We start from the raw sequence: 26887 nt of genomic DNA, 5'->3' as shown, positions 1-26887 counted from the left end.
GACCTTATGTAAAATAAGTGTCAGCAAATGTCATGGCAAAGTAAGTTAATGCAAGTGACGCAATCAGCAGGAATTTCATTAAAAATAAATATAATCAGTCTATTAATATGATTTTTTAAAACGCATTTCGGATGCACTGACAAATATATACACGTAAAACTTTTGCGCCTTTATGCTGGTATGGTGGATTACGCTTTGCTCGCTGAGAAAAATCCTAATTACTAAATTTATGAATAGTGTTATCCGCTGGTTTTAACGTTATTTGCGATGATATTTCACTGAAGGCGGCGGAAGGATTAAGTAAGAGATCGGGAAAATGATAAGCAGAATAATAATTACAAAGAAACGTAAATATCACTGGCGCTGACCGCCTGCGATAAGCGCCCGCCAGGACAGGCGCTATTTCGCTTGACGAATTATTTACCGTTCCAGGCTTTCATGCGGGATTCACGCACCTGCAGCTGCTGTTCCGGGGTTAACTTATTGTAGTTTTCAGCCATGCCGCTCTCCCAGTCGCCGTACAGTGGATTTGGCAGCACAATGAACTGGGTGCCAAAACGCTGATGGTTGAGCGTGACAAACTGCTGGCGCTGCGCGTTGCCCTGATGCCAGGTGGCACCGCCGAAGTCATTCAGGTTATCGCCGATATACAGCACCACGTTGTAGCCGGCATTTTTAATTGCGTCGAAACGCGCCTGTTTATTGGAGTTGCCGGTACTGAGACGCACCGTTTTGTCGCTTACACCGCTGAAGCCCAGCTTGTTGAGGTTATCGACCGTGGCCGCGTAGTCTTTCTGATCGCGGTTAGAGACATAGAACATGGTGCCGCCGTGGCTATTCACGTAGTTGGCAAATTCGACGGCACCGGGCACCGCGGTCGCCTGACGCGCCTGCGTCCACGCTGACCAGGTTTTACCGGAGAACGGCTGGCCATTTTTTGCCTGCCACGCGCTGTAGGCGCTGTTATCGATCATGGTTTCATCCAGATCTACAATCACCGCTTTGGGTTTGCCGGTGAGCGAAGGAGCGTTATCAAACGCCATGCGTGCCGTGTTGAACGCCTGCCAGCTCAGCGCCTGATACTCGCCAGACTGCTGGAACCAGTTGACTGCCAGCACCGACTGCTGACCAAGTTGCTGCTGAGCCTGCTGTTTTTGCGGTTGGGCACAGCCGGTGAGCGTCAGGGCAATCAGGCCTGCCGCGGCCAGCCAGGAGGTGTTTTTCATCATGTCGTCCTTAAGTGATTATGGTCAGTTTTTGTAAAGCTTTAAAAATGTAGCAGTTAACGTAAGCTGTGGGCAGAGGAAAACCGGGGTCAGGTCACAGGAGACACTTATGGATAATCGCGGGCCGCGCTCGGCGCTGCTGGAGAGTCAACGCTGGCTGGAGTATGCCTTTCAGCCTGCCGGTCAGCCGGCACCGGCCGCTGCGGCGTACGGACAGCAGCGGCACAGCGCAAAAGTGGTGCTGGCCGGACAAAACCGGCCGCCGAAAAGTTGTGAATCCGATGGAGTGATCAGTGACGATCATCAGCCGGTTGCGGTTTACACCGCTGACTGTTTGCCGGTGCTGTTTGCCGATGTGAAAACGCATCAGGTGGCGGCGGTACATGCCGGCTTGCAGGGTACGCTCGGCGGCGTGCTGAGCAGTGCCCTCGATCAACTGCTGGCGGGTGGCGCAACGCCGGCATCCCTGCTGGTGGCGATCGGTCCGGCGATCGGCCCGTGCTGCTATGAGCTGGGCGTCGATCGCATCGCACAGATGCAGCAGCGCCCGGACCTGCCGGCGCTAAGCTGGTCACAGCAACAGCCGCATAATCCGCAGGCAATCCGACCTCAGGCACAGGCGCATCATCAGGGAGTATGGTTTGATTTGCCTCAACTGGCGCAGGACCTGTTGTTACAGCGCGGCATTCCGGCGGGGCAGATTGATCGCGTGGCGGTGTGTACTTATTGCATGGCGGAGGCGGGTTCGAGCTATCGCTATAACACCCATTTTGACAGCGGCTATCAGTCACGTTTCTCGTGGATTCGCCGCCGCGCGTAAGCACGCTTCACCTCCCTGTGAAGCGCGGGCGTTAGTGAATGATGGCGTTGAGCGCCAGCACACCGGCGAGGCCGAGGATAGAGATCAGCGTTTCCATTACCGTCCAGGTTTTCAGGGTTTCAACCACGCTCAGGTTGAAATAGCCTTTGAACAGCCAGAAACCGGGATCGTTAACGTGCGAGGCGATGACGCTGCCTGAACCGACCGCCAGCACCATCAGCGCCGGATCGGTATGGGTAGCGGCAATGATCGGCGTCACGATGCCGGCGGTGGTGATCGCCGCGACGGTGGCCGATCCCAGCGCGATGCGCAGCATTGCCGCCACCGTCCAGCACATCAGCAGCGGTGACAGCGACGATCCTTTCATCAGTTCGGCGATGTAATTACCGACACCGCTATCCACCAGCACCTGCTTAAAGGCGCCGCCGCCGGCAATGATAAAGACGATCATGGCGATGGCGGCAATCGAATCGCCACACATATCCATCACCTGCTCCATTTTGCGCCCGTTACGCAAACCGAGGGTGAACACCGCAATTACCACGGCGATAAACAGCGCCACCGCCGGGTTGCCGATAAATTCAAAGAACTGGCGCAGCGCATTCTCTTTCGGCATCGTCAGTTCGCAGACTGCCGCAATCGCCATCAGCACCACTGGAATCACTGCGGCAAAGATGCTGATAAAGAAGCCCGGCATCTCCTCTTCGGTGAAAATTTTAGGGTTATACAGCCCTTCCGGCGGCGACTTTTCGAAGCTTTTGAGGAATTTTGAGAAGATCGGGCCGGCAATGATCACCGTCGGGATGGTAATGATTAAGCCGTACAGCAGCGTGGTGCCGAGATTGGCACCAAAGATGGTGGCAATGGCGGTTGGGCCGGGATGCGGCGGCAGAAAGCAGTGTGTGACCGACAGCGCTGCCACCATCGGCACGCCGACGTACAGCAGCGGCAGTCCGGCCGCCGCAACGATGGTGAACACCAGCGGCAGCAGCAGCACAAAACCGACTTCGTAGAACATCGCCAGACCGACGATCAGTCCGGTGACCACCAGCGCCCACTGCAGCCGCTGTTTACCGAACGCGGCAATCAGCGTGGTGGCCACCCGCTGGGCAGCGCCGGTATCGGACACCAGCCGCCCAAGCATGGCACCAAAGCCGAGGATCATCGCCAGGCCACCGAGCGTGGAACCAATGCCTTTCTGAATCGAGGCCATCACATTGAGCGGCGTCATGCCTTCGGCGATACCTACCACCGCCGAGACAAACACCAACGCAATGAAGCCATTGACCTTGAAGACAATCATCAGAACCAGCAGCAGTATCACACCCAGCACAATTATGGTTATTGGCATTTTTTATTATCCTTAGGAAGACAGAGGGGTGTTTAAGGTTTAGGCGCGGGCCGGCAATTACGCCAGCCGCGCCACGCCATTACACGGCGACGCGCATACCGCCATCAACAAACAGCAGATGGCCATTGACGAAATCAGATGCGCCCGACGCCAGGAACACCGCCGCGCCAATCAGCTCTTCCGGCTTGCCCCAGCGTGCGGCCGGCGTACGTTTGGTCAGCCAGCCGGTGAAGGCCGGATCGTCAGCCAGCGTCTGGGTCATCTCGGTGACGAAATAGCCCGGCGCAATGGCGTTAACCTGAATATTGTGGCGCGCCAGCTCCACGCACATGCCGCGCGTCAGCATGGTGACCGCGCCTTTGGAGGCGGCATACGGCGTGATGGTGTCGCGCCCCAGTTCGCTCTGCATTGAGCCGATGTTGATGATTTTTCCGCGCTGACGCTGCACCATTCTTTTCGCCACGGTTTGTGACACCAGAAACACCGCTGTCTGGTTGACGGCAATCACGTCGTTCCAGTCCTGCTCGGGAAACTCGAGAAACGGCCGGCGGCGCTGAATGCCGGCATTGTTCACCAGGATATCAATCGCGCCCCACTGACTTTCAATCTCCTCCACCGCCTGCTGAACCTGCGCCGACTGCGTGACGTCAAAGGCCTTCGACCGTGCGTGATAACCCAGCTCGCGCAGTTTCGCCGCGCCCTGCTCTGCGCCGCCCCCGGTGGTGGCGTTGATGATCACTTCCGCACCCGCCTCCGCCAGACCGCGCGCCAGCAGAAAACCGATGCCGCGCGCCGAACCGGTGAGCAGCACACGCTTGCCCGTCAGGGAAAATAGCTGACTCATACTGACTCCTTAAAACGTTAACTGGACTTTCGCCGCCCGGGTTTTATCACCGGCAAACTGCAGCGCCGCGTCGATATCCTGTAAGCCATATTCTCCGCTGAACAGCGGCAGCGGATTGACCACGCCGCGTGCCAGCCAGTCAACCGCCGTGTTGAATTCGTGGGTGAAACGGAAAGAACCGACCAGATTGATCTCTTTGGCGATCAGCGTCATCAGCGGGAAATCCGGAATCGTGCCGCCCATGCCAACCTGTACCAGCGTGCCTTTGGCGCATACCACGTCGAGACAGCGCTGCAGCGAAGACGGATGGCCGGAAGCCTCGAAAGCGACATCGAAAAAGCCTTTATCTGCAAGGTAGGGGGGGAAATCACCGTTAGCCGCGTGGATCACCCCGGTCGCGCCCATCTGCTGCGCCAGGCTAAGCGAGCGTTCGCTGATATCGCTGCAAATAATCTCCGCGGCTCCGCGGGCTTTGGCAGCGGCGGCAATCAGACAGCCAATCGGCCCGACGCCGGAAATGAACACGGTTTTGCCGCTCAGATCGCCCGCCTGCTGCGTGGCGTGGATGCACACGGCCAGCGGTTCAGCAAACACCATTACGCTGTCATCGGCCTCCTGCGGAAACGGCACGCACTGCGCGCTATCGACCACTTTGTATTGCGTAAAGCCGCCATCCACGTGCGGCAGATACATGGCGCTGCCGAAAAAGCGCATTGAGGTGCACTGATTTTGCTGCTCGCGCAGGCAGTATTTACAGCTGCCGCACGGCTTTGAGGGATTGACCGCCACTTTCTGGTTGGGCTGGAGCTGCGGATCGTCGCTCTCCACCACGTGGCCAATCACTTCATGGCCGAGGATCATCGGCATCTTAACTTCGAAGCTGCCGACTTTACCTTCCTGATAGTAGTGCAGATCGGACCCGCAGATGCCGCCGCGCGTGATGCGCACCAGCGTGCCAGTGCCGTTCCACTGCACCTGCTGCTGTGCGACGCTGACCTGTTTTTTGCCGGTAATGACGCAGGATTGCGTTTCAATGTTCATCGTAGCCCCTCCAGTGCTGTAGCAATGGGGGCTATCACAGCGGGATACGGCCGGCGAAACTGTGACGAACATCACTCAAAGTGATGTTACAAAACGGCTGTTACCGGGAACGTGATGCAGAGAGGCGGAAAAGCAGACGGCGGCCATCCCTGACCGCCTTAAAGAAGGATTAGCTGCCCGACATCAGGTCGTGGCTGTATTTGAATAATTCTGAATCCGAGCGCAGGCCGAGCTTTTTCAGCGCCGACTGCTTTTGTCCGCTCACGGTTTTGCGGCTGCGTTTAAACTTCACGGCAATTTGCGACACGCTGAGCCCATCCAGAAAACAGCGCACCACTTCTACTTCGCGCGGACTGAGGGTTTTGACCTTCTCGTACATATTGCCTTTGCTGGCGAGATCGAGGTTTTCGTTAATGGCGTCTTCATTCATTACGTAGAGGTTTTCCACCTCGTACGCCACTTCCTGCGACAGGAATAGCCGCCCCTGCGCCACCTGACGAATCGCCTGGACGATCTCCTGCATATTGTGGCTTTTTCCAATAAAGCCCTTAACGCCGGCGCTCAGCACCATTTTGACAATCGCCGGACTCTCCATGGACGATGAGATCAAAATCTTTTGCTGCGGATAGTGATTTCGCAGTTGTTTCACCAGGGCCAGGCCATCCAGTTCCCGCTCACCCAGCAAAAAATCCAGCACCAGCACATCCACCGTGGTGCTGCGCAGCTGACTAAACAGTTCATTACTTGAAGACCAGGTCCCGACCAGATGAATATCGGGTTCGTGTTTCAGGCATAACTCGAAAACGGTACGAACCATCGGGTGATCATCAAGGACAGCGACACGCACCTGTTTATTATGTGCATATACCATTCTTTTATTCCTTTATTACAGTCTCAATTTTGTCCAGTACTGATAACCACACCAGTGAAAATGACCTGAAAGTATGCGCTGACCGCTGCCGGGAAAATCGCTTGCAACGGTTTAAACCAAACGTCACCAGGTTAACAAAAATTAGAATTTTGCTTACGCGTTTAACTTATTACCGCTAATTAAAAGGTAGTTTTACCGGATGAATGGACAGCAGCGGTGAGCGGCCCCGGAAAAACTGCGAAAATTCTGACGTAACTCTGTGAAAGGACCACATAAGAATTGTCTTGAAAGGTCATTTTATGGATAAACCGTTGAAATATTTGAAATCAAAGCAAAAGCAATATCTAAAAAAAACCACGGATGTTAATAATAAGTTAAACATTCGAGAATGGTCGCAAAATATCCTTAATGCGGCATTAGATCAGGCAGGCGGGAAAAATCTCTTTATACTCCTTTTCCCTTATCGGCATTAATGACTTTATTTTCTTCAGGAACGCACGGTGTTTAATCCTGTTAATTTCATCCGTCTGACGGGCGTGGTCCTGTTTATTTTTTTTGCCGGCGCGCTGCAGGCGCAGGTCAAACCATTGCAGCTTTTAGCGCGTTACGATACCGCACAGCCCGCGCTGCAGCTGGCTGAGCCCATCTCTTCTGCCTTTCGAAATAAAGTGATTAAAGTCGCAGTGGCCGGTAAATCACAGCCACCAATATATATGGATACCGATACGCGCCGCTTCGAAGGCCTGAGCGCCGACTACCTGTCGCTGATTCAAAGCATGCTGGAGACCAGTATTGAGCTTTATCACTTCCCCAGTCATAGCGCCGCGCAGCAGGCGGTGCTGAAAGGCGAAATGCATATGCTGGCGATTTACGTCGCCCAGCCGTCGTCACAGTCGCAGCCGCTGCTGGCCAGCGCCCCGTGGATGCTGGATTACAGCGTGATGGGACTGAAGACCGACAGCGACCTTTTTCTCAATAACGGCATGCCCGAGCAAATTGCCTGGTCAGGCACGCCGCTGCAGCGCCAGTACCTGGAAGAGACATACGAAAACGCGCAGCTGGTGCGTTTCCCGGGCTACTATGATGCCGTCGCCGCCACCGTTTATGGCCAGACGGCGCGCGTCTGGGGAAACGCGGCAACGCTGACGCACCTCAATCGCTATCTGTTTGCTAACGCGCTCACAATTCTCGCCGACGAGCATACAATTCCACTCAACGTCGGTTTCGGCATCAGTCCGTTGTATCCTGCGCTGGCCGACGCCATCAACCAGGCGCTGCCGCAGATTCCGCTGTCTATCCGCATGCAGATTGCCAAACGCTGGCAGCTCGATCCCCATCATGTACTGCAACGTAATCCGCTGGCGTTGACCGCCGACGAAGAGCAGTGGCTGCAAAACAACATACATATCGAGACCACCTTGCCGCTGGCGCAGGCACCGCTCAGCAGCCGGACGCCGGCAGAGCAGTTTCGCGGCATGGCGCCGGACGTGCTGGAGCTGATCACCAGCCAGACCGGCCTGAATTTTGTGGCGCACGCCAGCCATGAACACCCCGGTGGACGTCCTCTGCCAAAGCTGTTTCCACTGGAAATTCTGGAGCCACATTTCGAAGCACAACCGGCTCTGATTACGCGTCCGTGGCTGGTATCGCATTGGGTGATTATCCGCAATCAGCAGCCTGGAAACATTATGGCGCGCGACACCTTTCCGTTTGGTTCGGCGCTGATGCTAAAAAATCCGCTAATGAAAAGCTGGCTGCATGAACACTATCCGCACCTGTCGGTCAGCGATACCGATCGTCCGCTGGATGCGCTGCGCCAGCTGCTGGCGCGCAAGGTCGATGCGGTGATCGTGCCGAAAATTTTTGCCGACTACCATCTGCGCAACCATTTTGGCAGCGGGCTGATCGTCGAGGGTACGCTGGGCGCCGATCCCGCGCGCTTTGTGATGCGCGTAGAGCCAGGCAATGAGACGCTGGTCAGCATTCTCGATAAAGCGCTGCTGGCCATCCCGCCGGAAACGCTGTTTAAGCTGATGGCGCAGTGGCGTCAGGCGGAACCGCCGTTTCTCAGCGGCTCGTGGCAGAACTATAAGCAAACGATTCTGCTGATTGTTTCGGTATCGCTGGGATTGATTCTGTTGATCCTGCTGTGGAACCACCATCTGCGCAAAGTGATTCAGCAGCGAATGCAGGCAGAGAATGCGTTGAAAAATCAGCTCAATTTTACCCACACGCTGTTTAACGACTCGCCGGTGGCGATGTACATCCGCGATAAGCAAACGCGGCTGGTGGACTGTAACAATGCCTATCTGCGCTTTTTGCACATCAAACGCGACGAGGTAATCGGTAAACGACTGTCGGACGTGTTCAACACTAATAACGCCAGCATTCATACCATTGAAGATGGTTACCAGCAGACGCTGCAGGATGGTGAAGCGGTAATGCGCGACGTGCAGCTGATGTTTGGCCAGCAGGCCTTCCATCTGTATCACTGGACGCTGCCGTTTCGCGATCGGCTGGGGGAAGTTGCCGGGGTGATCGGCGGCTGGGTCGATGTCACCGAACGTAACGCGCTGCTGCAGGAGCTGCAGCTGGCCAAGGACACCGCAGACAAAGCCAACCGCTCCAAAAGTGAGTTCCTCGCCAGCATGAGCCATGAGATCCGCACGCCGCTGCACGCCATCATTGGTTTGCTGGAGCTGGAAACCCGCTCGCAGCCGTGTGAGACGCTGTCAGAGAATATTCGCGTCGCCTACAGCTCGGCGCGCGCGCTGCTGTCGCTGATTGGCGATATTCTCGATCTGTCGAAGATCGAATCTGGTCAGTATCAACCCACGCCGGAAACCGTCTACCTGCCGGATGTGATCGATCAGGCGGTGACGCTGTTTCGCAACAAGGCCGAAAGCAAAGGGATCGATCTGCGCGTGGAGATGGACATCGCGGCCTACTGGGTACAGACCGATCCGCTGATGATCAACCAGATCCTGTCTAACCTGTTGAGTAACGCCATTAAATTTACCGATCGCGGCAGCGTAACCGTGGTGCTGATGCAGGGGATTGGCCAGGAAGAGGAAGGTTGTGAGTTCGTCATAGAAGTGAGCGATGACGGCTGCGGCATGACTGAGGAGCAGCAGCAGGCTATCTTTGAGCCGTTTGTCCAGGTCGGTGAACGTCAGCAGCAGCAGATTGGCACCGGTCTTGGCCTGAGCATCTGCCGCAATCTGGCAGAGCTGCTGGATGGCGAACTGATTGTGGAGAGTACGCCAGGTGAAGGATCGGTGTTCTCCTTCTACTTCCGCGCCCCAGCCGGCGAACCGCGCGATCAAACCCAACCGCATCTGTCAGAGCCGCTGGTCACCGACAAGCTGTCGGTGCTGGTGATTGATGATCATGCGCCTAATCGCCTGCTGCTGGGTAAACAGCTGGAGCTGGCGGGCCATCAGGTGGTGGTGAGCGAAAGCGCCGTCGAAGCGCTGAAGCTGTGGCAGCAGGATCCGCTGCGCTTTGACCTGATCATTACCGACTGCAATATGCCCGGCATGAACGGATTTGAATTTGCCCAGGCGCTGCGCCAGCATGAACGCCACCATCATCTGCCGCCGATCACGCTATACGGCCTGACCGCCTCCGCCGAGCAGCACATCATGCAGCGCTGCCTGCAGGCTGGCATGAACGACTGTCTGTTCAAACCGCTGAATCTGGATACATTGCTGGCGCAAATCACCCACTGTCCGCGCCGCACGCCAAACGCGCCTGACAGCGAGGCTGCAGCCGGCGTAACCGGGCAACCTGTTGCTGACACCGCCGTCGCCGCGCTGCCGGCCCCTGCGGCGGTTCCGACTTTTGCGCCGCTGCTGATGCAACTGGCTGAGCGCGATCCTGCCAGCTGCATCACCCTGCTGGAAAGTATTCGCACCAGCCACGATGAATTGCTGGCAGCGCTGCAGCAAACCACTGATGCTCACGCGCTGTCACAGCTTGGCCATAAGCTGAAAGGCGGTGCCAGCATTCTTAACGCCAGCGCGCTGATGGAGCTGGGGCGCAAGCTGGAGAAACATCAGCAGGAAGGACACGATGTCGCGCAGCTGATTGCCGCCATCGCGTGCGAGATAAACACCGTCAATGAAACATTAATTATCTTTGAACAATATCGGCTGAAAAATCAGCAGGTTTTATAAAAACATAATCTTATCAAGACATTTCTCGGTTCGCCGGGATAAGCCGCCAGACATAATGTCCGCCAGCGCCATCATGTCGGTGTCGTAAAAGGGAGATCTATGTTTAATGCAAAAATTCTCATCGTTGATGAGCATCGCCTTGTTGCGGCTGGGGTGCAGGCTTTATTATTAATGAATGGCTTTAATTGTGTCACTACAGCAAACACAATTAATGATGGTATTGACGATGTTATTCATCAGCACATCGACATCCTGATTTTAGACCCTGATTTCAAAGAGAAAAATGGCATCGCCTTTTTACGCGATATCGTAAAGTCTAAAACTTGGATGAAAGTCATTCTGCTCAGTCAGAGCAGTAACAATCACCTGCTTATACAATCACTTAGCCAGGGCGCTAACGGCTTCGTGTCGAAATACGATCCGATTCAGACGCTGATCGCCGCCATTGGCTGCGTATTTAACAATGTAAATTATCTGCCCGGCGATATTCTTGACCGGCGCCAGCGTTATGTTAATGAACAGGATATGCTGTCGCGCCTGACCGAGCGGGAAACGCTTATTTTACGTCAGCTGGCGCAGGGAAAATCCAATAAAATCATTGCCTGTGAATTAGGATTAAATAACAAAACTATCAGTACTTATAAAACTAAAATTTTTCAAAAGCTCGAATCAAAGAATCTGGTCGATATTATTGAACTGGCACGGCGAAACGGTGCCTGCTAAAGCTAAAATCAAGACCAGTCTTGCGGATTAATTCGACTGAGGCATGGCATCATCACCTCGTCCTCACCCGGGATTGTTATAGAGATTGAGTCATACAGGAATTTATAACCACAGAGCTAATTTATTAGCCCAATCTTCATGCCATTACAGGGCGCGCAGGTTTCTTCCCGTGCCTGGCGAAAGTGGTCCGATACTTTCGTCTGCGACTTGCCGCCCTGCTTTTTTTTGATGTTTCTCACAGGCTGAGCGCCGCAAATTTCCAGCCCGCACTTTTCCCGCTAGAGTTCACTCATCCGACCACTCACTGAGTAAGTGATTATGACTGAGCGTTATCCGCATCTGTTTGCCCCGCTGGATCTGGGCTTTACGCAACTGAAAAATCGTTTCCTGATGGGCTCAATGCACACCGGTCTGGAAGAGCATGCCGATGGCGCACAGCGCCTCGCCGCCTTTTACGCCGAGCGCGCCCGGGAAGGCGTTGCGCTGATTGTGACCGGCGGCATCGCGCCCAATGCGCAGGGCGTGGTGGCGCAGGGCGGAGCCATGCTCACAGACGAAACCCAGTGCGGCTGGCACCGCCAGATAACCGATGCGGTACATGCACAGGGGGGCAAAATTGCTCTGCAGATTCTGCACGCCGGACGCTACAGCTATCAGCGCGATCTGGTGGCGCCCTCGGCGTTACAGGCGCCCATCAACCCGTTTACACCGCAGGCACTGAGCGAAGCGCAGATTGAACAAACCATCGCGGATTTCGCGCGCTGCGCCCGGCTGGCGCAGCAGGCCGGTTACGACGGTGTCGAAATCATGGGTTCCGAAGGCTACCTGATTAATCAGTTCCTGGTCGTCCATACCAATCAGCGCGACGACGGCTGGGGCGGTGATGTGGCGCGGCGGCAGCGCTTTGCGCTGGAAGTAACACAGGCGGTGCGCGCCGCCGTCGGTGATGCCTTTATTATTATTTTTCGCCTGTCGATGCTCGACCTGGTGAATAACGGCAGCTCGCTGCAGGAGACGCTGCAGCTTGCCACGGCGCTGGAGCAGCGCGGCGTGACGCTGTTCAACAGCGGCATTGGCTGGCATGAAGCACGCATTCCCACCATTGCCACCTGCGTGCCGCGCGCCGGTTTCGCCTGGGTCACGCAGCATCTGCGCCAGCACGTCAGCGTACCGGTTATCGCTACCAACCGTATAAATCATCCCCAGGTGGCGGAAGAGATTGTGCGCGAGGGTATTGCCGACATGGTGTCGATGGCGCGGCCATTTCTTGCCGATGCCGCGTTTGTCAGCAAAGCGCAGGCGGGCCAGCCCGACGCCATCAATACCTGCATCGCCTGTAATCAGGCCTGTCTCGATCAAATCTTTGCCGGTAAGGTCACTTCCTGCCTGGTCAATCCGCGCGCCTGTCACGAAACGCTGATGCCGGTCATCGCCGCCGCGCAGCCAAAACGGCTGGCGGTGGTGGGTGCCGGTCCGGCCGGTATGGCGTTCGCGCTGCAGGCGGCGCAGCGCGGCCATCACGTCACCCTGTACGAAGCCGATGCGCAGATTGGCGGCCAGTTTAATATCGCCCGCCAGATCCCCGGCAAGGCGGAGTTCAGCGAAACGCTGCGCTATTTCCGCCATCAGCTGGTAGCCGCAGGCGTTGAGCTGTGCCTGAATCATCGCGTCAGCGCCGACGAACTGGAACAGGCGGATGAAGTTATCATCGCGACCGGCATCACACCGCGCCAGCTGGCGATTCCGGGCATCGATCACCCCAGCGTGCTGAGTTATCTTGAGGTGATACGCGACAAAAAACCGGTTGGCCAGCGCGTGGCGATTATCGGTGCCGGCGGCATTGGTTTCGACACCGCGGAGTTTCTGCTGCAGCACGCCGATCGCGAGGAAGACTTCTACCAAAGCTGGGGCATCGATCGCAGCCTGCAGGCGCGCGGCGGTTTAGTGCGTCCACAGCCGGCTCCTGCCGACCGCCAGATCTGGCTGCTGCAGCGTAAATCCGGCAAGCCGGGCGCCGGGCTGGCGAAAACCACCGGCTGGATCCATCGCGCCAGCCTGCAGGCGCACGGCGTGCAGATGTGGGGCGATGTCGAATATCTGAAGATTGATGATGACGGGCTGCACCTGCGCCATCAGGGGGAAGCGCTGACGCTGGCGGTAGATAACATCGTGGTTTGCGCCGGTCAGGAACCGCTGCGTACGCTGGCGCAGGCGCTGGCCGCACGCGGCAAAGCCGTGCGGCTGATCGGCGGTGCCGACGTCGCGCAGGAGCTGGATGCACGGCGCGCCATCGCTCAGGCCACTGAGCTGGCGCTCAGCCTGTGATTAGCGCAGCTTGACTGAACGCAGCACCACAAATTTGGCGTTAGAGGCCACCAGCTCGCAGTTGCCAAACAGCTTCTTCATTTTCTGATGATAGCCAAGGTGGCGGTTGCCGACGATGCGCAGCTCGCCGCCATACTGCAGGCAGCGTTTGGCGTCACGCAGCATCTGCCACGCCAGGTGGTCGGTGACCGCGTGCTGCTGATGGAACGGCGGATTACACAACACTGCGTGCAGCCGGTCCGACGGAAAACCGCTCAGCACGTTGTTAACCCGAAACTGGCAGCGTGCCAGATCCTGTGGCCGGTTCAGCTCAACGTTAAGCTGGCTGGAAGCCACCGCCATGTAAGATTCATCGACGAACAGCACCTCGGCCTGCGGATTCTGTTCCAGCGCCTGCAGGCCAATCACGCCGTTACCGCAGCCGAGATCGACGATTTCGCCCTCAATATCGTGCGGCAGGTGTTGCAGAAAGAAGCGCGCGCCAATATCCAGCGCGGCGCGGGCGAACACATTGGCGTGATTGTGGATGTGATACGGCGTCTCGTCGAGCGGCCACACGGTGGTCGCCGGCACGTCCGCCAGCGCCGGGGCGCTGAAATGGCTGTAAATCAGACGCGCTTTTTTCCACGCCAGCGAGGTTTTGCTCTCACCAAGAATGCGTTCAAACAGCTGCAGCGTGGAATTATGGATATCTTTGGCTTTACCGGCCGCCAGAATCAGGGTATCCGGCGTGACGACCGTCCGCAGCGCGCGCAGCTGGTGCTCAAGCAGCGCCAGCGCTTTGGGCAGCTTAATCAGTACCGCCGCCGGGGCAGCCGGCAACGGCGCCAGGCTATCAAGAAAGTGTACCGACGCTTCATCCAGACCGTTGAGACGCAGATTCTGCCGGGCGGCCTGCTGGCTGAGCCACGAGTCGCTGACGTGCCAGATTTCCCGATTGTTCAGCCCGCAGGTCAGCGCGCCAAAGCTGTCATTGAATACCAGCACCGGCCCTGCCGGCAGCGCCTGCTGCAGCAAATATTCATCTGCGGCGTCCCACGCCTGTAGCGGGCTCTCTTCGCGCATCGGCGGGAAGCGCTGAAGCGTCAGCGTGCGATCGGTCAGTTCAAGTTGGCTCATGGAATCTCCGGCGTGGTACACTTTGCGCGATTTTCGCCCTGAAAAGGGGGCGCAGTATACTGTCTTTCGTCGGGAATCCCAATGTCATTAATCTATCTGCAGGGTTACCCTGAAAACATCCTCGAACAGGTGCAAGTGCTGATTGATAATCAGCGATTAGCCGCCTTTTTGCAGCAGCGCTATCCCGATACGCACGACGTCGTCAGCGACCGCGCGCTTTATGACTACACGCAGGCGCTGAAAAACCGCTATATGCGCAGCGCGCCGCCGGTGAGCAAGGTCATCTGGGATAATAAAATCAAAGTGATGAAGCATGCGCTTGGCCTGCATACCGCCATTTCCCGCGTGCAGGGCGGTAACCTGAAAGCCAAGGCCGAAATTCGCATCTCGACCTTTTTCCGCCTCGCGCCGGAACCCTTTCTGCGCATGATCGTGGTGCACGAACTGGCGCACCTGAAAGAGAAAGATCACAGCAAAGCCTTTTATCAGCTGTGCTGCCACATGGAGCCGGACTATCACCAGCTGGAGTTCGACGCGCGCCTGTGGATGACCGAACAGGCGCTGCGCGGCAACGCGGCCTAAAGAAACTCCTGCGCTTTCTGAATCAGACTGGTTTTGGTCAATGCCCCGAGGAAGCGACGCTCCTGCGCATTATTCAGCACCGGTAAACGCTCCAGCGTCACGCGCGCAAACGCCTCCCAGCCTTCACGCATGCTCTGGTGCTGATAAATGCAGGGGAAATTATCATCCATCACGCTGCTGACCGGCGAATCCAGCGTGATCTCCTGTGCCAGCACTTTGCGCGAAATGTCATGAATTGATACTACGCCAAGAAACTGACCGGCCTGATTAATGACGTAGACGTAGCGCTCGCGCTTGAGCGAACTCACCGCCAGCGCCTGCCCGACCGATTCCGCCGGCTGCAGCGCCGCGCCGGGGATGATCAGCTGATCAACCCGCATATTATCAAAATCATATTTCGCTTCTGAACGATTAAGGTGATGGCTTACCACCGGATAGGTGCTGGCGGACTGCAGCCGGTAGACCAGCATTGACGCCAGTACCGAGGCGATCATCAGTGGGAACAGCAGGCTGCTGTTAAGCGTCATCTCCAGCACCATCAGCATCGCCATCAGCGGCGCCTGACTGACCGCCGCCAGCACCGCCGCCATGCCCACCGCCGCATACAGCAGCGTATTGCCCACCGGCAGATGCAGCAGCACGCCAGTCTGCGCCAGCGCCACGCCGAGCAGCGCACCAATCAATAATGAGGGCGTGAACAGGCCGCCTACCGCGTTGGAGCCAACCGAGAGCGTGGTCGCCAGCATTTTCAGCACCAGCAGGCCGAGCAGACCCGCCAGCAGATAGTTGCCTTCAATGATTTTCACGATCACTTCATAGCCGTTACCAAGGATATCGGTGGAGATCAGCGCCAGTAAGCCAACCGCAAAGCCGCCTGCGCCCAGCCTGAGCGGCAGCGAGCGCACGCGGCTGAACAACGCTTTGCTGCGCGCAATCAGCTTGATCAATAGCCAGCCCGCCACACCCGCAGTAAAACCAATGATTACCGTCATCAGCAGGCTGGTGAGATCCATCTGAAACAGCGTGTCGGAGAGCGGATAGAGCGCGCTGCGAAAGCCCAGTGACCACATGGTCATCACCGCCACAGCCGAGGCGATAATCAGCGGAATCAGCCGCTGTAGCGCAGAGATACCAAACGCAATTTCCGCGACAAAAATCGCCGACGCCAGCGGGGCGTGATACACCGACGACAGACCGGCGGCCGCCGCCATCGCGACGATGTCACTGTTGCGCATATTGAGGGACGCTGGCAGCCAGCGCCCCAGCAGGCTGCCGCTCAGCGCCGACAGCTGCACCATCGGCCCCTCTTTACCAATCGACGCCCCGCTGCCGATACTGGCAATCGACGACAGTGCGCGAAACAGCGAGGTTTTGGTGGGCACCGCATCCAGCCGCGCGTTAATCACTTCAAGGTAATCGGTTTTCACCGTCTCCTGCTGCTCAATCGCCACCGCGTAGCGCAGGAACCAGCCGGCCAGCAGCCCGCCCGCCCCCACCAGCAGCGGCCAGAAGATCCACGGCCAGACGTGCATCGCGACCGTGATTTCGCTGTCGCTGTGAAACAGCAAATGATTGATGAGATCGATGATGCCGCGAAACGCCAGCGTGACCAGCGAGGCCACCAGGCCCACCGGAATGGCGATCAGCAGTGTGGTCCAGTTCAGTGCGTGTTTGCTTCCGCTCACCCGGCGTCCCCGCATATCGGTTAAAAAAGGGTTTGGCATCATCATATTGGAATGCGGATCGCAGGATCAAATTTCGCCTGCCTGCGCCGCCAGGGAACATGCTACTCTGCCGCTTTCAGAGTGCAGGAGAGCCAGCCGTGATACGTTTTGCCATTGTGGGAACCAACTGGATCACCCGCCAGTTTATCGACGCCGCGCACGAGAGCGGCAAAATGAAACTGAGCGCCGTCTATTCACGCAGCCAGCAGCAGGCCGACGCCTTTGTCGCGGATTATCCCTGTCCGCTGACCTTTACCTCACTCGAGGCGCTGGCGGCAAGTCCGGAAATCGACGCGGTGTATATCGCCAGCCCCAATGCGCTGCACTGTGAGCAAGCGCTGCTGTTCATGTCGCACGGCAAACACGTCATCTGCGAAAAACCGCTGGCCTCTAACCTGCGTGAAGCTGAGGCGATGATTGCCTGTGCGCGTCAGCATCAGGTGGTGCTGTTTGAGGCGTTCAAAACCGCCAGTCTGCCGACATTCCTGCGCCTGCAACAGGCGCTGCCGCAGTTAGGCACGCTGCGCAAAGCGCTGTTCAACTACTGTCAGTATTCGTCACGCTATCAGCGCTATCTCGACGGTGAGAACCCGAATACCTTCAACCCGCGCTGGTCCAACGGTTCGATCATGGATATTGGCTACTACTGCCTCGCGGCTGCCGTTACCCTGTGGGGTGCGCCGCAGCAGGTGAAAGCTGAGGCCTCGCTGCTGGCAAGTGGCGTCGATGCGCACGGCGTGGTAGTGCTGGACTACGGCGATTTCGACGTCACGCTGCTGCACTCAAAAGTGAGTGATTCCCTGATTCCCAGCGAAATCCAGGGCGAAGCCGGCTCGCTGGTGATAGAGAAAATTTCCGAGTGCCAGCAGCTGCGCCTGATTCCGCGCGGCGGCGAGAGCCAGAACCTGACGCAGCCACAGCACATCAATACTATGCTGTATGAAGCAGAGACCTTTGCCCGGCTGGTGGAAACGCGCCAGGTTGAGCACCCTGCGCTGGAGGTGTCACGCATTACCGCCCGGTTGCTGACAGAGATTCGTCGCCAGACCGGCGTGGTGTTTCCGGCGGATCGGAAAGAAGTGTAAATATTGCAAAATATTACAGCTCCCCCATTGAATCTGCTCGCGCTTGCACGTATGTTGGCGGCAGCAAAGGGGAGTAACTTGTAAGCTGACCGATCGTCATTACGATGCTTAGCGCATCCGGTCGTCAGGCAACCCGGAATTGATTCTGTGTTGTAAGTGAGACCTTGCCGGAAGGCGAGGTTTGCTTGCAGCTCTATAAAGCGGCTGACGTCTTCTGACTCAGCCGTTTTTTCATTTTCAGGACAGGATACGACTATGCACTCTGTAGGCACACCGTTACTCTGGGGCAGCTTCGCTGTCGTCGTGCTCATCATGCTGGCGATCGATCTCTTCTTACAGGGACGACGCGGCGCACAAACCATGTCATTCAAACAGGCTGCCGTCTGGTCGCTGGTGTGGATCTCCGTTTCTTTGCTGTTTGCCGCCGCGTTCTGGTGGTATCTCGACGGCAGCGCCGGGCGCGAAGTGGCAACCGCGCAAACCCTGGCTTTCCTGACGGGTTACGTACTGGAAAAAGCGCTGGCGGTCGATAACGTCTTCGTCTGGCTGATGCTGTTCAGCTACTTCGCCATTCCGTCTAATCTTCAGCGCCGCGTGCTGATTTACGGCGTGCTGGGCGCGATTGTGCTGCGTACCATCATGATCTTTGCCGGCAGCTGGCTGGTCACACAGTTCAGCTGGATCCTCTACATCTTCGGCGCATTCCTGCTGTTTACCGGCATCAAAATGGCCTTCGCTAAAGAGGGCGATGACGCTGCCGTCGGCGATAAGCCGGTGGTGCGCTGGCTGCGTAAGCATCTGCGCATGACCGATGAACTGCACGGCGAAAAGTTCTTCACCCGCAAAAACGGCGTGCTGTTTGCCACACCGCTGCTGCTGGTGCTGATTATGGTGGAGCTGAGCGATGTTATTTTCGCTGTCGACAGTATTCCGGCTATTTTTGCCGTCACTACCGACCCGTTCATCGTGCTGACCTCTAACCTGTTCGCCATCCTTGGCCTGCGCGCTATGTACTTCCTGCTGGCCAACGTGGCAGAGCGCTTCTCGATGCTGAAGTACGGTCTGGCGATCGTACTGGTGTTTATCGGTATCAAGATGCTGATCGTCGAGTTCTACCATATTCCGGTGGCGATCTCGCTGACGGTGGTCGGCGTGATTCTCGGCGGTACGCTGCTGATTAACGCCTGGGTAAACCACAGAAACGACCAGAAAGGCATCTCACGATAATCTTCTGCAGGGGCGCTAATCGCCCCTGCTTTGTTTCGCCAGCGCCAACCTTCGCGTTTCATATCTCTGTCACACTTCCTGTCATCAGCAGATCAAAAAACCGATCTGGCGCGCACCGGCAGAATTATCTCTTTTCTCGTCAGCTCTTTTCCTTATACTCCGCCGGGCAAACCGTTTGGCGCGGAGCAACCGCGCACAACACTCATACCGCGATAAAAAGACCGTAATATGCTAAATAATCTTCTTCGACCGCTGGGTGCGCTGTTCTCAGGAAGCCTGGTAAAACAAATCATGATTGGCCTGATTGCCGGCGTGGCGCTGGCGTGGCTTTCACGCGATGCCGCGCTGGCCGTGGGCCTGCTGGGTGAACTGTTCGTGCGCGCGCTGAAAGCCGTGGCACCGCTGCTGGTACTGGTGCTGGTGATCTCTTCCATTGCCAACCATCAGCAGGGGCAAAAAACCAATATTCGCCCGATCATCATGCTGTACCTGCTCAGTACCTTCTTCGCGGCGGTGGTCGCGGTGATTTTCAGCCATCTGTTCCCACAGACGCTGTCGATGGACGTCGGCGCGACCGAAATTACCCCGCCGTCCGGCATCACCGAAGTGCTGCACGGCCTGCTGATGAGCATGGTCGCCAATCCGATTGAAGCGCTGATGAACGCCAACTACATTGGCATTCTGGTGTGGGCGATTGGTCTTGGCCTGGCGTTTCGTCATGCCAGCCCGAGCAGCAAAGCCTTCCTGAACGACGCGTCGAATGCCGCGACCTGGGTGGTGCGCTGTGTGATTCGCTGCGCGCCGCTGGGCATTTTTGGCCTGGTGGCATCGATTCTGGCCTCAACCGGCTTCGGCGCGCTGTGGCAATATGCCCACCTGCTGACGCTGCTGATTGGCTGCATGCTGATTATGGCGCTGGTGGTCAACCCGATGCTGGTGTTTCAGAAAATCCGCCGCAATCCTTATCCGCTGGTGTTTACCTGCCTGCGCGAAAGCGGCGTAACGGCGTTCTTTACCCGCAGCTCGGCGGCGAATATTCCGGTCAACATGGCGCTGGCCAAACGCCTGAATCTGGATGAAGACACTTATTCGGTATCGATTCCGCTGGGCGCGACCATCAGCATGGCGGGCGCATCAATCACCATTACCGTACTGACGCTGGCCGCGGTGCACACGCTGGGCATTGCCGTAGACGTGCCCACCGCTATTCTGCTGAGCCTTGTCGCCTCGCTGTGTGCCTGTGGCGCATCCGGCGTGGCGGGCGGTTCGCTGCTGCTGATTCCGGTTGCCTGCAACATGTTTGGCATTCCTAACGATCTGGCGATGCAGGTGGTTGCGGTCGGTTTTATCATCGGCGTACTGCAGGATTCTGCTGAAACCGCACTCAACTCCTCAACCGACATTCTGTTTACCGCCGCCGTATGTCAGGCGGAAGCGGAACGTCAGCCGCGTACCGCCGGTTAACCCGCGTCGCGGCACCCACCGGTGCCGCGCTTTAACCGCTGCCGCTTTAAAGCGTCACGCCACTCTTGAAGATCGCCAGCTCGCGGAAATCATTAGCTTCATTGCGCGCCGGCTGGCCGTTCGCAATCGCCACAATAGTCTCAACAAACTCCGCCAGCAGCGTCTCCATGCTGGTGCCCTCCAGCAGTCGTCCGGCATTGAAATCAATCCAGTGCGGCTTTTTCTCCGCCAGCGGCGTGTTGGTGGCGATTTTCACGGTGGGCACAAAGCCGCCATACGGCGTGCCGCGTCCGGTGGTAAACAGCACCATATGGCAGCCGGCTCCGGCCAGCGCGCTGGTGGCGACCGCATCGTTACCGGGCGCGCTGAGCAAATTGAGCCCCGGCGTGCGCAGCCGCTCACCGTATTTCAGCACATCCACCACCTGACTCTGCCCGGCTTTTTGCGTACAGCCCAGCGACTTCTCCTCCAGCGTGGTGATGCCGCCCGCCTTGTTGCCCGGCGATGGATTTTCGTAAATCGGCTGCTGATGATCGATAAAGTAGCGCTTGAAGTCGTTAATCATCGCCACCGTTTTGTCGAAAATCGCCGCATCACGGCAGCGGCTCATCAGGATGCGCTCGGCACCAAACATCTCCGGTACTTCGGTCAGCACCGTGGTGCCGCCGTTGGCGATCATCTGGTCAGAGAAACAGCCGAGCAGCGGATTGGCGGTGATGCCGGAAAAGCCGTCCGAGCCACCGCATTCGAGACCAAACTTCAGCTCGCTAAGTTTGCCCGGCTGGCGGCGGTCGTGACGCATCACGTTGTACAGCGCATGCAACCGCTGCAGGCCGGCTTCCACTTCATCATCCTGCTGCTGACACTCCATAAACTGCACACGCTGGCTGTCGAAGTCGCCCAGCGTGTCGCGAAAGATATCGACCTGATTGTTTTCGCAGCCGAGTCCAATCACCAGCACCGCGCCGGCATTGGGATGACGCACCATATTTTGCAGCATGGTGCGGGTATTTTCGTGATCCTGCCCCAGCTGTGAACAGCCGAAGGGATGGCTGAACAGGTGCACGCCGTCGATGCCGGCCGCGTCATCACTCTCCCGGAGAAAGCGTGACACAATCTGCCGGGCGATGCCGTTCACGCAGCCGACGGTCGGCAAAATCCACAGCTCGTTACGAATGCCAACCTCGCCCGTGGCGCGACGATAGATCTGTACCTCACGATCCGCCGCCTGCGGTGGCTGCGTAAGGTGTTCCGGCTGATAGTGATAGTCATCGACATCGCTCAGATTGGTGCGCGCGTTGCTGGAGTGAATCAGCTCGCCGACGGCGATCGGCTGAGTGGCATGGGCAATCGGCAACCCATACTTAATCACCTGCTCGCTACTGTTGAGCGGTTGCAGCGCAAACTTGTGGCCGCGCCCGATATCCTGCTGCAGCGTAATCCGCTGTTCTGCGACGATAACCTGGGTGCCGGCCGCCAGATCCTGCAGCGCGACGGCGACGTTGTCGCGTGAATGTATTTTGATTGCCTGTTGCATCGCGTTATCTCAGTTGGCTAAGGGCCGTCCGCATGCCGTGGACGAGAATGTTGTGCAGCTGCTGGCTGACCGCCGTAACCAGACCGGGCCGCTGGGTTAAATCTTCGCCCCAGTGCTGCGCGTCGCTCAGTACGTCGCTCACCAGCTGCTGCGGGGTGAGTTGATCGGTGAGGACCGCCGGCCACAGCCGGGCAAAACGCTGCAGCCAGTGCGCGTCATCCTGCAGCGGCCACTGCCGGTCATCCTGCTGGCCGCGATAAAACGCCAGCAGCGCGGCAAAGGCAAAGATGAGGCGCGGCGGCCAGTCGCCACGCTGCTGCTGCGCCTGCAATAGCGCCGGCAGCAGGCGCGTACGGAATTTGGTCATGCCGTTGAGCGCAATCGCCAGCAGCGCATGGTGAATAAACGGATTGCGAAAGCGGCGCTGCACCGCATCCGCATAGGCGTGCAGCTCGGCGCGCGGCAAATCCAGCGTCGGAATCACCTCTTCGCGCAGCAGTGCATCGACAAAAGCGGCCAGCTGCGCATCGTTCATTGCCTCGCCCACGCTCGCCAGCCCGGCCTGAAACGCTACCGGCACCAGCGCAGTGTGCGCCCCGTTGAGGATCGCCACCTTCTGCGCTTTGTACGGCGTGATGTCATCCACCCTCCTGACGGCAGGTGCCAGCGCCGTCAACTGCAGCTCGTGCATCAGCGTATCCGGTCCCTGAAGCACCAGCTGGTAGTCGCGCTCCCCGGCCACCAGATAGCGGTCGTCATAGCCCAGTTGGGCTGCAATCTGTGCGCCATCCGGCGGATAGCCGCTGACAATGCGATCCACCAGCGTGTTGTAAAAGGCGCAGTGCTGCGTCACCCACTGCGCAAAGGCCGCTGGCAGCTGCCACTGCTGGCAGTAACGCAGCACTAACGCGCGCAGCGTGTCGCCGTTATGGTCGATCAGCTCACACGGCACGATCAGCCAGCCTTTATCGGCGGCACCGGCAAAGTGCTGATAACGAGCCCACAAGAGCTGCGTCAGTTTGCCGGGAAAAGACGACGCAGGTTGATCTTCCAGCCGATCCTGTTCGGCATACGCGATGCCGGCCTCGGTGGTGTTGGAGAACACAAAACGCATCTGCGGCGCTCGTGCCAGAGCCAGGAATTCTTCGAACTGCTGATAAGGCTGGATTTCACGATTGAGGCTGCGGATCAGCCGGGTTTCGCTGAGCGGCTCCCCGGCGTCATTCAGCCCGCGCAGCAGCGTGGTATAGAGGCCATCCTGCTGATTGAGCGTCTCCGTCTGCATCCGGTTGCGCGGTCGCACCACCACCACGCCGGCATCAGTGCCCTGATGTTCATTGAGCCAGTCGAGCTGCCAGTCGATAAAGGCACGCAAAAAGTTGCCTTCGCCGAACTGGATCACGCGTTCGCTATAGCGTGCGCCGGGGAAATCGCGGCGGTTGAGTCGCAACATGTCGCTTCCTTGAAGATGAAATCGGTCAGCTAATGCGCAAAAGTTATCATACCAATTTCAGCGAAAGGGAGATTTGTTTGCCAACTGCGTCACATTATCCATCATTGCCATACGGCGAAAGCCGGCGTACCACTGATTTTCATCGACTTAAGCATATGTATATTCTATCAATTAAACATCAAACCTGAGCAGGAGCGCAGGTTCTTAACTTGCCAGATGGTATAACAGCTTCAGCGCTTTGCGACATCGTAGGGTAAGTGGTATAACAACTTACCGTCTTTCACAGAACCGAAAAATCATGGACCTGAACGAATCCCGCCGCCTCTACCAGCAACTCGCCAGCGAACTCAAGCAGCGCATCGAAGCGGGCAGTTATGCCGTGGGGGCAAAGTTACCGGCAGAGCGGATGATTGCGGAGGCGCACCAGGTGAGCCGCACCGTGGTGCGGGAAGCGATCATCATGCTGGAGGTGGAAGGCTACGTCGAGGTGCGCAAAGGGTCCGGCATTCATGTGATCAGCGACCAGCCACAACCGCGCGACAGCGCCACCGATCAGCTGGAGTTTGCCAGCTATGGCCCCTTTGAACTGCTGCAGGCGCGCCAGCTGATTGAGAGCAATGTCGCCGAATTTGCCGCCACGCAGATCCGTCCACAGGACATCGTGGCGCTGCTGGCAATTCAGGAAAAAGCCCGGCAGGAAGATCACGCGCGCGATTCGACATGGGATATGGAGTTTCACGTGCGCATTGCCCAGGCCACCCAAAACAGCGCGCTGGCCGCCATCGTAGAGAAAATGTGGCGGCACCGGCTGCATAATCCTTACTGGCTTAAGCTGCACGAGCACATTGACGCGCGCCATATCACCAGCTGGTGCGACGATCACGACCAGATTTTAAAAGCGCTGATGCGCAAAGATCCCGCCGCCAGCAAACTGGCGATGTGGCAGCATCTGGAAAATACTAAACAGATGCTGTTCGACGCCACCGCCGATGATTTCGAATTCAACGTTGACCGCTACATGTTCGCAGAAAATCCGGTGATCCTGCCCTGAAGCCGCAATGGCAGAAACGCTGCATTTTCAGGCTAAAAAGTCAGTTAATCTGCAATAGTGTCAGCTCGTGTAAAGCTCCTTTTGACCATCTGCGTCAAAAGGTAAAACTCCTGTGCGACCGCGACTTTACACTGTCTGAATCCCGCGATTTTTGTTACAGTTATCGCCCTTTTCTTACCCTTTGCGACAGGGCTATAAAAAGTCGCTGATTTAACAATCAATTCTGGATGGATCCGGAAATCCTGCTCAGGTGGCATACCTAAAATGTATAACTTAACCCGCCTGCGCCTAAGCCCCTCACGGGCACGTTTAACAATGATGTTCAGGAATGATTGATGGATATTTTGCAAGCATTGCTGCATGCCCTGTGGCAGCAGGATTACGAAATGCTCTCCGACCCCACGCTGGTGTGGGCGATTTATGGCGTGTTGTTCATGATTCTGTTTCTCGAAAATGGCCTGCTGCCCGCCGCGTTTCTGCCTGGTGACAGTCTGCTGATTCTGGTCGGCGTGCTGATAGCGAAAGGCACCATGAGCTTCCCGCTTACTCTGCTGGTGCTGACCACCGGCGCCAGCCTTGGCTGCTGGGTCAGTTACATTCAGGGCCGCTGGCTTGGCAATACGCCGACGGTGCAGAAATGGCTCTCCCATCTGCCCGCGCAGTATCATCAGCGCGCCCACAGTCTGTTCCACCGCCACGGTTTGTCTGCGCTGCTGATTGGCCGCTTTATCGCGTTTGTCCGTACCCTGCTGCCGACCATTGCCGGCCTCTCCGGCCTGAGCAATGCCCGCTTCCAGTTCTTTAACTGGATGAGCGGCTTCCTGTGGGTGCTGATTCTTACCGTGCTCGGCTTTGCGCTGGGGAAAACCCCCATTTTCCGCCGCTATGAAGATGAGCTGATGTTCTGCCTGATGCTGCTGCCGCTGGTGCTGCTGGTCATCGGTCTGGTGGGTTCACTGGTAGTGCTGTGGCGTAAACGTCAGGCGGGTCAGAACGGGAAGTCACAGTAATGACAGGGTTGCGTAATTTCCCCAGGCGTTTACTCCCCTGGCTGTGCGCTGGCGTGCTGGCGCTGCTGGCTATCGGCATTGTGCCCAAACTGATGCAGCATGAAACGGTGGTGAAGATCCGCGTGGCACACAGCGGCACCAATCTGCCGGACGGCTTTTATCTCTACCAGCAGCTTTCAGCGCAGGGCGTGCGGATTAAAAGCATTACCTCGGCAGGCGATGCGCTGGTCATTCATTTTGAGAATGAAGAGCAGAGCCTGGCCGCGCAGAAAGTACTGCGCCGCCTGCTGCCACAGGGCTTTGTCGTGGCGGCGGGTCCGCAGGCGTCACAGCAGGTGGTGGACGCTAATCGCCCCACCTATAGCTGATCCCCGCCGTCGGGTTCACCGCCCGGCGGCACCTCAATCCTCGCTATCCCCGCGTGTTTTTTGAATTTTTTCGTCTGCTGTCTATTCTTAAGTAAGCGCGAGCAGACGACAAGCTGGGATGCCCCTCCTGTCCGGTTTGCGACAGGTCGTCAACAATGGAAGGTAAAAACCTGATGAAACAACAACTACTGCTGGGTGCGATTCTTTTCTCTCTCTCGGGTTCACTGCTGGCAGCGGAATCGCTGTGTCAGCAAAAACAGCAGGATATTCAGCGCGAAATTGAGATGGCGAAACAGCACGACAACCAGCGCCGGGTCACCGGACTGGAACGCGCGCTGACTGAAGTCCGCGCCAACTGCACTGACGAGAAACTGAAATCCGCCCACGCTGAACGCATTGAAGCCCAGCAGCATAAAGTGGCTGAGCGCGAGCACGAACTGCAGCAGGATCGCCAGGAAGGCAAAGACCAGGAGAAGATCGGTAAGCGCGAACGGAAGCTGGAAGAGGCACGCCAGGAGCTGAAAAAGCTGCAGGCCGAGCCTTATTAATCGGACTTAAATAAATGATGTAATGGAGAACACCATGGCTAAAGACACCACATCTGAACATCTGCGTGCGGAACTGAAAAACCTTGCCGACACCCTGGAAGAAGTGCTGAGCAGCTCGGCTGATAAGTCGAAAAGCGAGCTGGATAAACTGCGTCACAAAGCACGCGGTGCCATTGAGAGTTCACGCGAGCGGCTGGGCGAATCCGGCGAACGCATCGCGCAGACCACGCGTGAAGCGGCGGAGAAAGCGGACGTCTACGTGCGTGAAAATCCGTGGCACGGCGTGGGTATCGGCGCAGCAGTCGGCGTGCTGATCGGCATCCTGATTTCACGTCGTTGA

At 57.2% G+C, this 26887-nt stretch carries 22 protein-coding genes; 13 read left to right on the top strand and 9 right to left on the bottom strand.

What is annotated here, in order from left to right; genetic code table 11:
• Positions 1–416: 416 nt before the first annotated feature.
• Positions 417–1226 (bottom strand): 5'-nucleotidase, lipoprotein e(P4) family, encoded by an 810-nt coding sequence (locus OXR61_RS13325; RefSeq protein WP_058771313.1) that lies wholly within the window; start codon positions 1224–1226, stop codon positions 417–419.
• 109 nt (positions 1227–1335) lie between these two features.
• On the opposite strand from OXR61_RS13325, the gene OXR61_RS13320 reads away from it, so the two are divergent.
• Positions 1336–2046, top strand: a complete 711-nt coding sequence (locus OXR61_RS13320; protein WP_021509688.1) for a polyphenol oxidase family protein — start codon at positions 1336–1338, stop codon at positions 2044–2046.
• 31 nt (positions 2047–2077) lie between these two features.
• Here the strand turns inward: OXR61_RS13320 and OXR61_RS13315 are convergent, their stop codons facing one another.
• From OXR61_RS13315 to OXR61_RS13300, 4 genes are all read right to left on the bottom strand, one after another.
• Positions 2078–3397: a gluconate:H+ symporter gene (locus OXR61_RS13315; protein ID WP_021509689.1), complete on the bottom strand. Its 1320-nt coding sequence runs from the start codon at positions 3395–3397 to the stop codon at positions 2078–2080.
• 79 nt (positions 3398–3476) lie between these two features.
• On the bottom strand, positions 3477–4241 hold the full coding sequence (gene idnO, locus OXR61_RS13310; RefSeq protein WP_021509690.1) for a gluconate 5-dehydrogenase: 765 nt from the start codon (positions 4239–4241) through the stop codon (positions 3477–3479).
• 9 nt (positions 4242–4250) lie between these two features.
• Entirely contained in the window at positions 4251–5282 is a 1032-nt protein-coding gene (gene idnD, locus OXR61_RS13305; RefSeq protein WP_021509691.1) for an L-idonate 5-dehydrogenase, read from the bottom strand.
• 169 nt (positions 5283–5451) lie between these two features.
• Complete coding sequence (locus tag OXR61_RS13300; protein WP_021509692.1) at positions 5452–6153, bottom strand: response regulator transcription factor; 702 nt, start codon at positions 6151–6153, stop codon at positions 5452–5454.
• A 500-nt stretch (positions 6154–6653) separates the two neighbouring features.
• Here OXR61_RS13300 and OXR61_RS13295 point away from each other — a divergent pair, with 500 nt between their 5' ends.
• The 3 genes from OXR61_RS13295 (at position 6654) to OXR61_RS13285 (ending at position 13379) form a co-directional block, all read left to right on the top strand.
• Positions 6654–10331: an ATP-binding protein gene (locus OXR61_RS13295; protein ID WP_021509693.1), complete on the top strand. Its 3678-nt coding sequence runs from the start codon at positions 6654–6656 to the stop codon at positions 10329–10331.
• Between the two features lie 99 nt (positions 10332–10430).
• Complete coding sequence (locus tag OXR61_RS13290; RefSeq protein ID WP_021509694.1) at positions 10431–11054, top strand: response regulator transcription factor; 624 nt, start codon at positions 10431–10433, stop codon at positions 11052–11054.
• Between the two features lie 318 nt (positions 11055–11372).
• The gene (locus OXR61_RS13285; protein ID WP_021509695.1) at positions 11373–13379 is read left to right on the top strand and encodes an NADPH-dependent 2,4-dienoyl-CoA reductase; all 2007 of its coding nucleotides are present in this window, start codon (positions 11373–11375) and stop codon (positions 13377–13379) included.
• Here the strand turns inward: OXR61_RS13285 and rlmG are convergent, their stop codons facing one another.
• Positions 13380–14498 (bottom strand): 23S rRNA (guanine(1835)-N(2))-methyltransferase RlmG, encoded by a 1119-nt coding sequence (gene rlmG / locus OXR61_RS13280; RefSeq protein ID WP_021509696.1) that lies wholly within the window; start codon positions 14496–14498, stop codon positions 13380–13382.
• 81 nt (positions 14499–14579) lie between these two features.
• Between rlmG and OXR61_RS13275 the strand changes: the two genes are divergently transcribed.
• Positions 14580–15080: a M48 family metallopeptidase gene (locus tag OXR61_RS13275; RefSeq protein ID WP_021509697.1), complete on the top strand. Its 501-nt coding sequence runs from the start codon at positions 14580–14582 to the stop codon at positions 15078–15080.
• Here the strand turns inward: OXR61_RS13275 and OXR61_RS13270 are convergent.
• Complete coding sequence (locus OXR61_RS13270) at positions 15077–16765, bottom strand: chloride channel protein (protein WP_040679924.1); 1689 nt, start codon at positions 16763–16765, stop codon at positions 15077–15079. The genes OXR61_RS13275 and OXR61_RS13270 overlap by 4 nt on opposite strands.
• 137 nt (positions 16766–16902) lie before the next feature.
• On the opposite strand from OXR61_RS13270, the gene OXR61_RS13265 reads away from it, so the two are divergent.
• The 3 genes from OXR61_RS13265 to sstT all read left to right on the top strand — a co-directional run bounded on the left by OXR61_RS13265 (position 16903) and on the right by sstT (position 20580).
• Positions 16903–17889, top strand: a complete 987-nt coding sequence (locus OXR61_RS13265) for a Gfo/Idh/MocA family oxidoreductase (protein ID WP_021509699.1) — start codon at positions 16903–16905, stop codon at positions 17887–17889.
• 255 nt (positions 17890–18144) lie between these two features.
• Positions 18145–19116 carry a TerC family protein gene (locus tag OXR61_RS13260; protein WP_021509700.1) on the top strand — a complete coding sequence of 324 codons (972 nt, stop codon included), beginning with the start codon at positions 18145–18147 and terminating at the stop codon, positions 19114–19116.
• Between the two features lie 228 nt (positions 19117–19344).
• Entirely contained in the window at positions 19345–20580 is a 1236-nt protein-coding gene (gene sstT / locus OXR61_RS13255; RefSeq protein ID WP_031280144.1) for a serine/threonine transporter SstT, read from the top strand.
• Positions 20581–20626: 46 nt separating this feature from the next.
• Here the strand turns inward: sstT and OXR61_RS13250 are convergent, their stop codons facing one another.
• Positions 20627–22117: an altronate dehydratase family protein gene (locus OXR61_RS13250; RefSeq protein WP_021509702.1), complete on the bottom strand. Its 1491-nt coding sequence runs from the start codon at positions 22115–22117 to the stop codon at positions 20627–20629.
• 4 nt (positions 22118–22121) lie between these two features.
• Positions 22122–23570 (bottom strand): tagaturonate reductase, encoded by a 1449-nt coding sequence (locus OXR61_RS13245; RefSeq protein WP_021509703.1) that lies wholly within the window; start codon positions 23568–23570, stop codon positions 22122–22124.
• Positions 23571–23868: 298 nt separating this feature from the next.
• On the opposite strand from OXR61_RS13245, the gene exuR reads away from it, so the two are divergent.
• The 5 genes from exuR to OXR61_RS13220 all read left to right on the top strand — a co-directional run bounded on the left by exuR (position 23869) and on the right by OXR61_RS13220 (position 26887).
• The gene (exuR, locus tag OXR61_RS13240; protein WP_021509704.1) at positions 23869–24621 is read left to right on the top strand and encodes a transcriptional regulator ExuR; all 753 of its coding nucleotides are present in this window, start codon (positions 23869–23871) and stop codon (positions 24619–24621) included.
• 335 nt (positions 24622–24956) lie between these two features.
• Positions 24957–25631, top strand: coding sequence for a DedA family protein (locus OXR61_RS13235; protein ID WP_021509705.1), 675 nt, complete (start codon positions 24957–24959; stop codon positions 25629–25631).
• Entirely contained in the window at positions 25631–25999 is a 369-nt protein-coding gene (gene mzrA / locus OXR61_RS13230) for an EnvZ/OmpR regulon moderator MzrA (RefSeq protein ID WP_031280145.1), read from the top strand. The genes OXR61_RS13235 and mzrA overlap by 1 nt, the downstream gene beginning before the upstream one ends.
• 173 nt (positions 26000–26172) lie before the next feature.
• Positions 26173–26547 (top strand): DUF1090 domain-containing protein, encoded by a 375-nt coding sequence (locus OXR61_RS13225; protein ID WP_031280146.1) that lies wholly within the window; start codon positions 26173–26175, stop codon positions 26545–26547.
• A gap of 34 nt (positions 26548–26581) precedes the next feature.
• The gene (locus tag OXR61_RS13220; protein ID WP_021509708.1) at positions 26582–26887 is read left to right on the top strand and encodes a YqjD family protein; all 306 of its coding nucleotides are present in this window, start codon (positions 26582–26584) and stop codon (positions 26885–26887) included.

This window comes from Pantoea sp. GM_Pan_4, assembly GCF_026541005.1.
GTDB lineage: Bacteria > Pseudomonadota > Gammaproteobacteria > Enterobacterales > Enterobacteriaceae > Pantoea > Pantoea dispersa.
This window is presented reverse-complemented; position numbering and strand designations above follow the sequence as displayed.